The organism is Dielma fastidiosa, from assembly GCF_000313565.1.
In the GTDB taxonomy this organism is placed as follows: domain Bacteria; phylum Bacillota_I; class Bacilli_A; order Erysipelotrichales; family Erysipelotrichaceae; genus Dielma; species Dielma fastidiosa.
Window position 1 is genome coordinate 98,197 of record NZ_HE578930.1, and the last position, 13,178, is coordinate 111,374.

Genomic DNA, 13,178 nt, shown 5'->3' on the forward strand with positions numbered 1-13,178 from the left:
TTAGGCCAACAATCCAAAGGCTGCGCAGACCATTGAGAATACCACAATGATTAAAATAAGCGCTGTAACCTTGACCTTTCCTGAACGGATCAGCTTATAAGCGATAAAGGTGCATAAAACAGGCAGCATAAACGGCAGAATAGCATCAAAGACACCTTGAATTTCCTTGGTAACTTCCCCGGCTGTAAAGGTCAGCGGCGTGCTTACCTTCACGACAGATGGAATCAAAGCACCGGCAACAATCAAACCCATTACTGACATTGCCTCTGTAAATTGAGAAAGCTTAGCCCCTAATGTAGTAATCAGCTTGGAACCTGATTCATATCCCCATTCAAACATTTTTACTCTTAAGAAGATACAGAGAATATTGAGAATCAGCCATGCTATGGCACCAATTGCACTGCCCTCTAACGCCATGTAACCGGCAATTGAACCAATAATTGTCGGATAAAGCACCCAGATCAATGTATCGCCGATGCCAGCTACCGGCCCCATCATACCTACCTTAAAACTTTGCACAGCCTCCAATGAATCAACACCGCCGTTATCCTCAATACCTAAAGCGGCTCCTAAGATCAAAGTCGCAAGCCAAGGATGCGTATTAAAATAATTATAATGATTGTTTAATGAAGCCACATAATGATCATCATTATCCGCATATATTTTACGCAGTGCCGGTGAAAGTGAATACACGATTGAGCCAGCCTGCTGATATTGATAAGTATATGTATTGACCGCCATCGGAATCCAGCGCATCGCTGCCTTGCGGATATCCTTCTTTGTTAAAACTGGTGTCTGATTACTCATCTTCAAGTCCTCCATTCACAACTGCATTGCTGCTTTCATTCTTATATGCATAAAATACCATGGCGATAATCGCGCTGACGATAGCTACACCAAGCATTGATATATTCATGAATGCCACTAAGAAATAGCCAAGCAAGATTGCCGGCAGATACTTTTTAGCTGGCATGTAATTCAGCAGCAGCGCAACACCAACTACCGGCAGCATTTTAGATGCGATACTTAAACCGCCGGTAAACCACTGCGGCATCGCTGCTAAAACCGCATTTACAACATCAGCGCCAATCAATAAGGCAATTCCTACCGGCACCGCGGCAGTAAGTCCCATAATAAATGGCCCGCACATTAAAATGAGATTCATTTCTTTAAACTTTTTCTTATTACAGAAATCCTGAGACAGACGCACGATTACGGATTGAGAGATCTTAGCGATCACATCAAATTGAACCATCAGCATCGCAACCGGAATACCGATTGCCAGACCGCTTTCAACACTGCCTGAAGATACCCCAATAGCTACGCCGATGACAGCGCCTACACCATATTCCGGCACACTTGATCCACCGATCGACGCGACACCTAATGACATCAGCTGCAAAGTACCGCCGATGATTAATGCTGTATTCATATCGCCGACAATAGCACCGGCAATCATTGCTGTAATAACCGGCCAGCGAAGCCCAAATGTAAAGCCATATTTATCGACCGGTACCATAAAAGCGAGAATGATTAAGGCAAGATTCTGCCATAGTGATAAAACCATAATCCCTGTTCCTCCTGTTAATTAATTGATTACTTAAGATATTCAGAGAAATCATGCGGTGTATCCGCCGCCAAATATTGAACATATAAATGTACTCCCTGCTCACAAAGTGATTGGGCAATACGCATTTCCTCTGAATCAAAGGATGCAAATTTAGATAAAACAGTCCTCTCCTTCATCGCTTCAGCGCTTACTTGAGCGGTAGCTCCGATATTGATCGCCTTGATCCTTACACCTGTTTCCTGTATTAAACGCTGATAGGTTTGAAGCTTTTTGGTGATTATATAAATCGTTTCATTGCCATATTTACCATTTTTAATATTTGTGATTGCTGTATCCAAAGCAATAATTGATAATGCCATACCAGCCGGACGCGCTAATTTCATACTGGCTTTCATCATTTCATTGCCAGCTGTTTCATCATCGATGACCATCAGCCGCTGAGCCTGTGAGCGCGGTGCCCATTGTGAAGCGGTAATACCATGAAGTAAGCGATTATCAATGCGAGCCATTACAATTTCCATATTCTTTCTCCTTATCCAAACGTTTGGTTTCTTGATGTAATCAGATGCGAATTATGAATGTGCACTTCATAGCTTCGCTGGTTACATCTTCATTATAGTACAGAAAACATCATATACAAGGGCTTACATGATTAAATTAACACTATTTTTGATTATTTAAGCATTCTCATAATCAAATAATCATTTACTTTGGTTATTTATATGATATAATGCTTATGAAAAGGGGAATAATTATGAAATATCAACAACGAAGAGACATTATCCTTCATTTATTAGAAGGAAAAGAAAAATTATCCTTTCAGGAAATAGAAACAGCGGTTGATGCATCGCCCGCGACTTTGCGAAGAGATCTTGAACGCATGGAAAGCAATCAGCTGATTCAGCGCTACCATGGCGGTATCCGCAGCATTGATACCGTTACTGCAGAAACCCCAATCAAGGAGCGGCATAATGTCAATCTGTCAGAAAAAAGACGGATCGCTCAGAAAGCGGCCTCTCTGATTCAGCCTAATGAACTGATTTTTATCGACAGCGGGTCAACCACCTTGTCAATGATTGATTTCATTACCGATAACTCAATTACGGTTATTACCAATGGAATCCTGCAGGCCCAGAAGTTTAAAGAAAAGAATATTAATTGTTTCCTGCTGTGCGGCTTTATGTCGATGCGATCTAACGCGGTGATGGGTAAAGAAACCGTGCGTTTATTAAAAAGCTTTCGCTATGACAAAGCCTTTCTCGGCGCCAACGCGATTGATTTAAAGCTTGGCATATTAGCTCCTGATGATAATGAGTGCGAATTAAAAACAGCCATCCTCGGCTGTACGAAAGAAACCTATGTATTAGCAGATAATTCTAAATTCGGCAAAAAATCCATGTTTGCCCTTCAGGATGCCGATACAGCTTCACTCAAGGTAATCACAGACAAGGCATTTCCTGAGTTTACTTGTTACGAATTAATGATCGCCGATTAAAACAGCTGACTTACGCTTGGTAGGTCAGCTGTTATTTTATGCAAATTTATCAATGATTCCCATGATGAAGATAAACAATACCGCACATGGCAGTATATAACTGATATAAAATCTTGTCCACTGCGGGAAATGAAACCCTTTGCCAGTATTCGCTTCTTCAATGAAGTGCTGCCAGCCCCAGCCGCGTTTTGTCGTACAGAACAAGATAATCAAGACGGCACCTAAAGGCATGATGACATTGCTGACGAGGAAATCTTCCAAATCAAGGATTGCCGAACCAGCCCCGAATGGCTGAATGCCGCTCAATATTGAAAAGCCTAACGCGCATGGAATGGACAAGAGGGTAATCAGTACAAAATTAACGATACAGGCGCGCTTTCTTGTCCAATGAAATAAGTCCATACTGAAAGCCATGATATTTTCAAATACAGCTACAATCGTTGTGATTGCCGCAAAGTTCATAAAGATAAAGAATAAACTGCCCCACAGGGTACCAAATGGCATTGCATTAAAAATATTAGGCAAGGTTACAAAAACCAGACCCGGCCCCTGATCTGCCGGTACACCATAGGCAAAGCAAGCAGGGAAAATAATTAAACCTGCGGTAATAGCTACAAAGGTATCCAGCAGCATGACATTTAACGCTTCTCCGCCTAAAGTACGTTTTTTATCAAGATAGCTGCCAAAAATCATCATGCCGCCCATTCCCGCGCTTAAGGTAAAACACGCCTGTCCCATAGCTGCATAGATTGCATTGTAAATACCGGCTTCCCGCAGCTTATCAAAATCAGGAATCAAGTAAAACTTAAGCCCTTCTAATGCATTAGGCAAGGTCACTGAACGCACAACTAAAAGCAGCATTACAGCTAAAAGACAGGTCATCATAATTTTCGTAATTCTTTCTACGCCATTCTGTAAGCCTAATGAACAAATTACGATACCAATTAAAATAATCGCCGCCATAAATAAGACACTTTGAATTGGGTCCTGCTGAAGCGCTGAGAATGTATCTGCCACACCCGCCTGATCCAAGCCTGCAAATGAACCGCTGACCATTTTAAGAAAATATGCCAGCATCCATCCGGAGATAGTCGTATAAAACATGACTAATAAATAGTTCCCCGCCATTGCCGCATAGCTGAACAAATGCCATTTCTGGCCTTTTTTCTCTAATACATCAAAAGCTCTCGCGATACTGAGCTGCGACCTGCGGCCGATTGAATATTCCATTACCACAACCGGAATACCTAATACAACTAAGAAGAACAGATAAATCAGCACAAAAGCGCCGCCGCCATATCTGCCTGTTATGTAAGGAAACCGCCAAATGTTTCCTAAGCCGATTGCACATCCCGCTGAAAGGAAGATAAAGCCTAACCGGGAGGACAATTTTTCTCTTGTATGTTCCATAAAATCCTCTTTCTAATTCGTGTAATATATAGATTGTACCCAATCTTTAAAGCCTTGTCAAAAAGATTGGCCATAAAAAGGCATAAACACAAAAGTAAGTATTTTCATATTGATTGAATCTCTGACCTTTAGCATTATAATAAATATATTAAGAAAGGAATGATCAAAATGAAAAAAACAGCAGCTATAACTAATAATCAGACTTGGAGGGATATCACACTTTGACCCTCACTAAATAGAGGAGAAACAATGACAAAAATTATACTTAGACCTTTAATATTATCAGACTTAGAAAGTTATTATGACCTTAATAAACCATCACGAAAATTTCATGAATTTAATGGGCCTTACTTCGAACACGAAACTGAAGAAGAGCTTCTGCAAAGGATTGAAGTATTAAGAAATGACCTGACAGCCGGCACCTATAAAAGCCATAATTTAATGATTGCCAATGCAGATACTAATGAACTAATTGGACAAGTTACTTGGCACTGGAAGTCAAAAGAAACCAATTGGATGGAAATTGGCATCGTTATTTTTAATGAAGATTACTGGCATCAAGGAATTGGATTTACAGCCCTTAAAATGTGGATAGACAGACTATTTGCTGAGCATGATGAAATTGTAAGAATCGGTCTTACAACTTGGTCGGGCAATAAAGCGATGGTAAAACTCGCGGAAAAGCTGGGACTAAAGCTTGAGGCAAGATACAGAAAAGCACGTATTGTCGCTGGGACCTATTATGATTCAGTGAGCTATGGTATCTTAAGGGAAGAATGGGAAGCAATGAATCAATAGCATTGCTGCTTCACTTTATAAGACAGTGAGATAATTTGTAGACGTAATACCGCTTTGCTGATTTCACATCAGCAGGCGGTATTTTTTGCCTGCCAAATCAGTGATTTCATCAATTATTGATTAGATGAGCGCTAATACTTATCATCTGTGTTAAAATGATAGCTGTGAAAGGCGGGAACGTTATGAAAAAAACATTATTTATCGGTTCAACGGTACTGGATATGGTTGTTGAACTTCCCCATCTGCCAAGCTTAAAAGAAGATATTAACACATCTGCAATGAATGCTGCCTTAGGCGGCTGTTCCTATAATGCTTCAAGTATTGCCCATCATTTATCTTTGCCATATATTCATTGTTCACCATGCGGTGAAGGCTTTTTTGCGGACTGCATAAAACAGCTGCTGGCTGCGCAAAACCGCCGGCCCTTTGTGTGCATCCCAGACTTAGATAATGGCTGCTGCCTCTGTTTAGTTGATGAACAGGGAGAACGCACATTTATTTCCCATCACGGTGCTGAATATCTCTTTGACATTGAATGGCTTAAAGATCTGCATGAGGATTGGGATATGATCTATGTCTGCGGACTTGAAATCGAGGAAAAAACCGGAGAAGCATTAATTCAATATCTGAATGAATCAGCACATGCTGAAATTATCTTTGCCCCTGGTGCCCGCATTGACAAGATTCAGCCCGAACGGCTGCAGGCGATGTTTCAGCTGCGGCCAATCCTGCATCTCAACGATGACGAGGCGCTTGCCTATACCAGCTCAAAAACCGTAAATGAAGCTGCGGATAAGCTGTATCAGCTTACGCATAATACCGTTATTATAACTTGCGGAAGTGACGGCGCCTATTTGAAAAATAATGATGATGAAAAACTGATTGCAGGATTTAAAACTGATGTCATCGATACGATTGGTGCCGGTGATTCACATATCGGAGCATGGATCTGCGCTAAAAAGCTAGGAATGAATGATTCAGAAGCTATTCGTTTTGCTAATTATACAGCGGCTGAAACAGTCAGCACCAAAGGCCCTGCCCTTTCTGAGCAGAGCTATGCTAAAATTAAAGCTTATTTACAAGAAATGTAATTTATATTAAATGAATTTGTCATAAATTTTTCAGAATTATAGTGTACACTTACAGACATAACAGGCAGGTGACACTATGAAAAATTTATTAATCGATCTATATGAATTAGCAGCCGTGATGCTTCCCTTTTTCATCGTCTATGCACTCCTCAGCAAAAAGCCTAAAAAGCTTGAGCATTTTATCATGGCTTTCATTTTCGCGTGCTATATTTTTGCTGTCTACCATCTTACAAATACCGGCACACTTTATGATTTATTAGTTTATAAAATGTCTCATACCGCTGATATTATCAATTTTGAACCCTTCTCGATGACTATTGATTGGGTTGGCTATCTGCAGAATATACTCTTGTTTATTCCCTTTGGAATGCTGCTGCCGCTGTTTTTTAAGCGCCCTAATTTCTTACTTTGTACCCTATCCGGTACTTTGTTTTCATTAATGATCGAGTGCAGTCAATTGTTAAATAAACGCAGCAGTGATGTGGATGATTTGATTATGAATACATTAGGCGCTCTGATTGGTTATCTGCTTTACAAGCTGATCCTTGAAAGACTGCTTAAGGGCAAGCTGCAGAATCTTTCCAGACTAGAACCTTTATTTTACATACTGGCGATGTTTGCCGGCAGATTCTTTCTCTATAATGAATTAGGCTTAGCAAAAATCCTTTATGGATTTTAATCGGCAAAAGGCTAAAATATGAAAAAGCTAATAATTATTATATGCTGCATTACTGCTTTATGCGGCTGTCAGAGATCAAAAACTGTTGTTACTCAAATCCAAAGCAGGCAGGATCCTTTCATTGAGACTTATTATTCAGCCCAAAATGATTCAGCATTTAAAATGCTGAAGAAAGCAATCTTTAAAGAGCTGCTTAACGGCTGGACAGCAGATACGGTTAAAAACCCCATTTGGATCTATGGAGACTTCACAAAATATACGATATTAAATAGTGATTTAAGCGTTAACGAAGAATTTGATAATTATTATATGTGTACCTATATTGCTGATGATGACCAATTTGGTTATGTCATACTAGCCAAAGAAGCGGACAGTCTTGCCAAGATTGAAGCGGTACAAACCGCTTACCGTTATGATTATCAGGCTAACATTGAGTTCATTCATGAAGCACTGGCTGCCTCTGAAATTGATTCAGCAAGTGCCAAGGCTGAACGGGTGAGCATTATTAATGACAATGAAAATAAGGAAGCTTTGAAAATTACCGATGCATACGGACATTACCTTCTGATCTATTTTGAAGCAGAAGGTCCAATTCTATACAAAAGCAGCAAGCCCCTCTAAGGCTTGCCGTTTTTATTTTAATAGATCTTCAATACAGTCAGCCAGTCCATGATAACAATGAACTGCCTTGCGCTTTACTTCATCCGGTGCCCCTTCAACGCTAAAGCCTTGAAATGCTTCAATCATTTCAATATCATTATGACCATCACCGATAACATAAACCTCATGACTGCCAAACAGCTTCATCAGCTCAATGATACCGGTGCGCTTGCTGACACCTGCAGCTGAAACATCAATCGTTCCGGCATTGTAATGAAAAGCCATCCGTCCTTTAAAACGTTCACTCAGCTCCTTATACAATATACCGGTTTTTGATTTCGTTTCATCACGCAGATAGAAGGAATTAATCTGCTTTCTGCTAATGATTTGCTGCGGATCAATTGGCTGAACATCAATCAGCGTTGATTCACCCTCGTCCTCCGGTGACTGAAGATTGCCGAAATCATCACCGTCACTGATGCCAAACATGACCGTTGGTTTGCTTTTCAATAGTTCAATCAGCTCCATTGCGGCATCAAAATCAATATCATGACGCCAGATGATTGAAAAATCAGCGTCGGTAATTACCCCGCCGTTCGTGCCGATCATAAAATCACAAGACACATGATAATGAGCCAGTTCATTCTTAAGCATGCCGACACTGCGGCCTGTCACGATTCCAAAGCGATGCTGCTGTTCACGAAATAACTTGATTGCATCTAAATCACAAGCATCAACCTTTAAATTACGGCGCAGTGTGCCATCCCAATCAGAAGCTAACAGTTTCATTTTGCGCTCATGACATCAAGAAATGCCTGATTAAAGATATGGGTATCAATTTCATGATCATAGACCTTACGTCCTTCACTGTATGTCTGTAAAGCCTGATAATCATCACTGATAATTACAAAATCAGCATCCTTGCCTACACGCAGTGAACCCTTTGTATCACCGACACCGTATACCCGGCATGGATTCAGTGATGCCATTTTGCTGACTGTTTCCAGCGGCAGCTCTAATTCCTCTACAAGATTGCGGATGCCGAATAATACCGGCTTTGTTGAACCGCATAAGCGCCCGGTATCTGTCAAACAATAGCCCTTTTCATCAATGTTAACTGCCAGATCTTTATCGATCATATATCGGCCAATCGGCGCCCCGGCCATCGGCACATTATCAGAAATCATCATAAATTTATCATACGGCTTGCATTTAAACATAATCTGCAGCATTTCCTTAGATACATGAAGCAGATCACAGATAATCTCATTATTTACATAAGGATCAAGCAGACAAGCACCCAGACCGCCCATCCGGCGGTGATGAATGCCGCTCATTACATTTGCGGTATGTGTTGTCACGGTAATTCCCTTGCGGAACGCGGCAATCGCTTCATCATAGCCGCAGTTGCTGTGCGTAAATGCTACCCGGATACCGCGTTCAGTCAAAAACTCAATTGCCTTATCCGCGTTTTCAAGCTCAGGTGCTAAGCCTACCAGCTTTAAGGTTCCCTCAGCCGCATCAATCATCGCCTGAAGATGATCTAAACTGATATCTGGATGACCGGTATCAATCGCCTTTTCACCGACACGATTCAGATAAGGGCCTTCTGAATGAATACCGATGATTTTCGCGCCGTCATTATCTTCTTTTGAAACCTTCGCGATAACAGGGAATAATTCAAATTCAGCAGTCGGCAAAATCGCCGTAACACCTTGTGACGCTAAGCCTTTTAAATAGCCGCGCACATTAGCCTCATCATCACTGACCGCACTCATCATCGCATAACCCATCGTACCATGATTATGTGTATCAAAAATACCCGGAATGATCCGATATTGTGAAGCATCTACATCTACCGGACCGATCTCACGCTGGGTAATCCGCTTGATTTTCTTACCTTCAATTTCAAGATAACCGTCAACAATTCCATCTTCAGTCACAATTCTTTTACATTTGATAATCATTTTAGTTCTCCTTTAAATCATCATAAGTAATTAATTCAATCTGATTCATTTCAATAAACTTCTTCACATCCGGCGAGGTCGCAGCTGCCAGATCTTTCAATCGTATTATCGTATAGGAAGAATACTTAAACAGCTCTTCTTCCGCAAAACCAGCATGACAGACAAACACATTCAGCTCATGATCCAAAACCTGCGGGAGTACAGACATCAGATTTGCTTCTACATTTGTTGCCAGCTGCTGTTCAATCGGAAAGGGTTTAGGTGTCCACTCACAAGGCAGCATATAAAGTTCCTTTTCCTTCCAGACGTTGAAGGATACTGGAATCTCATACTTTTCACTCATCGCTTGGATTGCTTTGACAATATTATTTGTAATCAAAGAATGCCCATGCAGATAGCCCGGCTTGCGGCCAACCAATTCAATAAAACGCTTCAGCTGATTCTCAATCTCCAACACCGTTTCATCATACGGATAGGGATCAGTCTCAAAATCAGCCCGCATCGTATCGCTTAATGATTTCATCTTCTTCATCCGTACACCAGACGGTATAAAGTCACCCTTCGCGTCAACTAAGGAAGGAACCAACGCCGGATCGCTGACCGGCTTGCCGGCTACCAGATTGAAATCGATGCCGAGGCAGACATTCTTTACATCCTTAATCAGCTTTGCGGAATATTCACTGGCCGGCATGTTCACAAACAATCCGGTATTTCGGATTACCCCTTCACGAATCCCCTTGAGGATACCGCAGGCCGTTGATTCACATAGGCCGAAATCATCAGCCTGAAATAATAATTTCATTTTCCTCACCTCACTTTAAATAGCAAAGAGCTGGGAATTTTTATCCACAGCTCAATTTTTATATCCTAGAAAATACCGATAAATGCACCAATCATACCAAATGCAAGAATGCCCAGAATCAGCTGTGTAGGACGCGCACCCTTTTTGATTAATGTAACTAAGCCAAACAATAAGATTACACCTAATAAACCAGGGAAGATTGATTGGAATACATCATTGACAACCAGTGAAGTTTCACCGATATTCAATGTCAGATTCAGCGGTACATTCACCATTGAAGCCGTCATTGCGCCAACCATTGTAAGACCTAATACAGAAGCTGATTTAGATAAAGCACCCATTAAGCCAGATGAGAAAACCATATCGATGAAGGATGTACCAAATACATAGCCCCAGTTAACAAAGAAATATTTAACGACTGATTGTGAAACACCATAAATCAGAATGAAAATCAAAGTACCGAGGATACTTCCCTCTGAACAAAGACCAATAGCGATACCAGCCGCAATAATACGCAGACAGTTAAAGAATAAGCTGTCAAACATACCGGCTGTTGGCCCCATCAAGGCAGCCTTGATACTTTCGATTGTCTGACCATCAATTGAATTCTTTTCTTTATGCTCCTTCTCCATCGCATAGCTTAAGCCTGCGATAAATGAGAAAGGAACCGCATGTGTATTGAAGAAGTTCTGATGACGGATGTAAGCTTCTTTTTTACCCTCAGGATCATCTTTATAGATTGATTCAATGGCTGGTGCCATAGTACATGTGAAACCATTAGCCTCCATCTTAGCCATATTAAAGGTTGAGAATACAAGATGAGAACGGAAGAACATTGATTTTAATACTTTCTTTTCATCTTGAGATAATTGTTTCTTTTCCATTAGAAGAAGTCCTCCTCATCATTACTTACTGTGTTTGGATTCGCCGCCAAACTATTTTTCAAATCAATAACTCGCTTTTCACTGAAGAACATCGTAATAGCGATAACACCGCCGATAATAGCGATTGGCAATGTTCCCATACCAAGATAAGCAACTAATACATAACCAAAGAAGAAGAAACAGCCAACCTCTTTGTTCCAGATCATTGATGTTAAGATAGCAAATCCAACCGCCAGCATCATACTTGTAGAAGCACCTAAGCCAGTCATAACCCATGCCGGAAGTGATACAAGGAATGATTGAAGGCCTTCAACACCATATGCTACCGCAAAGAATAAGATAACAGTATTGATTAATGGGGTAATCATATTCACCGCCATTGTCTGTATCATAAATTTCTTAGGATTGCATTCTGCGGCAAGCTTTTCCCAATAAGCGGCTAATGAAGCCCATAAAGGTGTAAACATATTGGCAATTGAAGCCATTACGGTACCGATTGGCAATGCGATAGCAAGACCGGCTTCTGCCGTAGAACCTGTTAAAATAGTATAAGCAACTGCAATAATACTTGCTGTTGTAGCATCGGCAGGAATTGAACCGCCGATTGCGGAAATACCCATGAAGATCGATTCAAGCGCGGCTCCCATAACAATACCGGTATGGAAATCACCTAAAACAAGACCGGCAAGCGGGGCAACAACGATTGGACGGTTAATACATTGCCATGAGAGAATGTATGGGTCCAAGAGTGAGACAATATAATAGACTAGGCATATTTGCAATGCTGATGAGACCATGATAGTTCCTCCTTATAGTTCATTAAATCCCTAAAACTTTATTCAGCTTTTCAGGAATATCTTCTGGTGTTGTCTGATAGACTGTTTCAATTCCCATATCCAGAATCTGTTTGAAAAGCTCAACTTCTGACGGATACGCATATAAATTACTTCCATAAGTCTTGCGCTGTTCATCACCCTGCTTTGGCGCGATTCTTCCATAATTGCCGACATTGATCAACGGAATATCTTTCACATTCTTAACCATTGCCAGCAGATCCTCCGGTGAAGCCACAATCAATAAAATTGAGTGATTGGCTGCTTTCGGATCAGAAAGTAATTTTATAGCATCAGCAACCGACTTAATCGCAACCTTAGCGGTAGGCGGCGCTGCCATCATCAATGACTTCTGCACGATAGGATTTGATGCGGCGGCATCATTAGCGACAATAATACGATCCACACCGGTATGTCTTGACCATTTAATCGCTACCTGTCCATGAATCATACGTTCATCTAAACGAATTAGTTTAATCATTTCATTTCCTCCTTTTAAAAGAAATCTTCTTCCGTAGTTTCTACACTGTCATCCTTGACAACCCGAAGCATTTCCCGTGATCTTTCCACAATTTCTTCAAGCTGTTCATCACTGACACTTTCCTGAATAGAAAGCTCAAGGACACAAGCCAGATTTACACCCGCCACTAAACGGGTATTGGGTTTATGCAGATAAGTAAACATTACCTGATTAACACTGCCCCCATACATATCCGATAATAAAATAACTTCATCATTCTCACTCACTGATGCATAGAACGCGTCCAGTTTTTCCTGAACCGAACATTCATCAACATAAGCATCAAACACACTCACCTGATCACTGTTTCCTAACAGGATATCCAATGAGGTTTTCATACCGCTGGCCAGATGACCATGCGATGATAAGAATAGCTTCAGCACAGCGCCCGCTCCTTTCGTTTTCCATTTGCTGAGTAAAGAATACCATTGACTTATAAAAATGTTAACGTTTACATTTTGCTGAACATTAGTGAAACTGCCTCCCTTTTCACTCTCATTAGTGCAAAAGAAAAGCCTCATATCACAAT

Annotated in this window: 16 protein-coding genes; 5 read left to right on the top strand and 11 right to left on the bottom strand. The window is 41.0% G+C overall.

Features of this window, described 5'->3' with window-relative positions; translation table 11 throughout:
• From DAHG_RS15265 to DAHG_RS15275, 3 genes are read right to left on the bottom strand one after another with little or no spacing between them, the layout of a single operon-like run.
• Window positions 1-807: a PTS system mannose/fructose/sorbose family transporter subunit IID gene (locus tag DAHG_RS15265; protein ID WP_022939215.1), complete on the bottom strand. Its 807-nt coding sequence runs from the start codon at window positions 805-807 to the stop codon at window positions 1-3.
• Window positions 800-1,567, bottom strand: coding sequence for a PTS mannose/fructose/sorbose/N-acetylgalactosamine transporter subunit IIC (locus DAHG_RS15270; protein WP_022939216.1), 768 nt, complete (start codon window positions 1,565-1,567; stop codon window positions 800-802). Before DAHG_RS15270 ends, DAHG_RS15265 begins: the two co-directional genes overlap by 8 nt.
• A 29-nt stretch (window positions 1,568-1,596) precedes the next feature.
• Window positions 1,597-2,091, bottom strand: a complete 495-nt coding sequence (locus DAHG_RS15275) for a PTS system mannose/fructose/N-acetylgalactosamine-transporter subunit IIB (protein WP_022939217.1) — start codon at window positions 2,089-2,091, stop codon at window positions 1,597-1,599.
• 233 nt (window positions 2,092-2,324) lie between these two features.
• On the opposite strand from DAHG_RS15275, the gene DAHG_RS15280 reads away from it, so the two are divergent.
• Window positions 2,325-3,065: a DeoR/GlpR family DNA-binding transcription regulator gene (locus DAHG_RS15280; RefSeq protein WP_022939218.1), complete on the top strand. Its 741-nt coding sequence runs from the start codon at window positions 2,325-2,327 to the stop codon at window positions 3,063-3,065.
• Between the two features lie 36 nt (window positions 3,066-3,101).
• On the opposite strand, the gene DAHG_RS15285 is transcribed toward DAHG_RS15280, so the two are convergent.
• The gene (locus tag DAHG_RS15285) at window positions 3,102-4,475 is read right to left on the bottom strand and encodes a sodium-dependent transporter (protein ID WP_022939219.1); all 1,374 of its coding nucleotides are present in this window, start codon (window positions 4,473-4,475) and stop codon (window positions 3,102-3,104) included.
• A 249-nt stretch (window positions 4,476-4,724) separates the two neighbouring features.
• Here DAHG_RS15285 and DAHG_RS15290 point away from each other — a divergent pair, with 249 nt between their 5' ends.
• From DAHG_RS15290 to DAHG_RS15305, 4 genes are all read left to right on the top strand, one after another.
• Window positions 4,725-5,273 carry a GNAT family N-acetyltransferase gene (locus DAHG_RS15290; RefSeq protein ID WP_022939220.1) on the top strand — a complete coding sequence of 183 codons (549 nt, stop codon included), beginning with the start codon at window positions 4,725-4,727 and terminating at the stop codon, window positions 5,271-5,273.
• Between the two features lie 182 nt (window positions 5,274-5,455).
• A complete protein-coding gene (locus tag DAHG_RS19920) occupies window positions 5,456-6,364 on the top strand; it encodes a carbohydrate kinase family protein (RefSeq protein WP_022939221.1) in 909 nt (302 codons plus the stop codon).
• A gap of 76 nt (window positions 6,365-6,440) precedes the next feature.
• Window positions 6,441-7,043 (top strand): VanZ family protein, encoded by a 603-nt coding sequence (locus tag DAHG_RS15300; RefSeq protein WP_022939222.1) that lies wholly within the window; start codon window positions 6,441-6,443, stop codon window positions 7,041-7,043.
• A gap of 18 nt (window positions 7,044-7,061) precedes the next feature.
• Window positions 7,062-7,664: a hypothetical protein gene (locus DAHG_RS15305; RefSeq protein WP_022939223.1), complete on the top strand. Its 603-nt coding sequence runs from the start codon at window positions 7,062-7,064 to the stop codon at window positions 7,662-7,664.
• Between the two features lie 12 nt (window positions 7,665-7,676).
• Here DAHG_RS15305 and DAHG_RS15310 read toward each other — a convergent pair whose 3' ends face one another.
• The 7 genes from DAHG_RS15310 to DAHG_RS15340 form a co-directional block, all read right to left on the bottom strand.
• A complete protein-coding gene (locus DAHG_RS15310) occupies window positions 7,677-8,432 on the bottom strand; it encodes an HAD-IIB family hydrolase (protein ID WP_022939224.1) in 756 nt (251 codons plus the stop codon).
• Window positions 8,429-9,610, bottom strand: a complete 1,182-nt coding sequence (locus DAHG_RS15315) for an N-acetylglucosamine-6-phosphate deacetylase (RefSeq protein WP_022939225.1) — start codon at window positions 9,608-9,610, stop codon at window positions 8,429-8,431. Before DAHG_RS15315 ends, DAHG_RS15310 begins: the two co-directional genes overlap by 4 nt.
• Before the next feature lies 1 nt (window position 9,611).
• Window positions 9,612-10,412 (bottom strand): ChbG/HpnK family deacetylase, encoded by an 801-nt coding sequence (locus DAHG_RS15320; protein ID WP_022939226.1) that lies wholly within the window; start codon window positions 10,410-10,412, stop codon window positions 9,612-9,614.
• 65 nt (window positions 10,413-10,477) lie between these two features.
• Window positions 10,478-11,296, bottom strand: coding sequence for a PTS system mannose/fructose/sorbose family transporter subunit IID (locus tag DAHG_RS15325; RefSeq protein WP_022939227.1), 819 nt, complete (start codon window positions 11,294-11,296; stop codon window positions 10,478-10,480).
• Window positions 11,296-12,093 (bottom strand): PTS mannose/fructose/sorbose/N-acetylgalactosamine transporter subunit IIC, encoded by a 798-nt coding sequence (locus DAHG_RS15330; RefSeq protein ID WP_022939228.1) that lies wholly within the window; start codon window positions 12,091-12,093, stop codon window positions 11,296-11,298. Before DAHG_RS15330 ends, DAHG_RS15325 begins: the two co-directional genes overlap by 1 nt.
• A gap of 22 nt (window positions 12,094-12,115) precedes the next feature.
• The gene (locus DAHG_RS15335; RefSeq protein ID WP_022939229.1) at window positions 12,116-12,610 is read right to left on the bottom strand and encodes a PTS system mannose/fructose/N-acetylgalactosamine-transporter subunit IIB; all 495 of its coding nucleotides are present in this window, start codon (window positions 12,608-12,610) and stop codon (window positions 12,116-12,118) included.
• Window positions 12,611-12,624: 14 nt separating this feature from the next.
• Window positions 12,625-13,032 (bottom strand): PTS sugar transporter subunit IIA, encoded by a 408-nt coding sequence (locus DAHG_RS15340; protein ID WP_022939230.1) that lies wholly within the window; start codon window positions 13,030-13,032, stop codon window positions 12,625-12,627.
• Window positions 13,033-13,178: the final 146 nt, after the last annotated feature.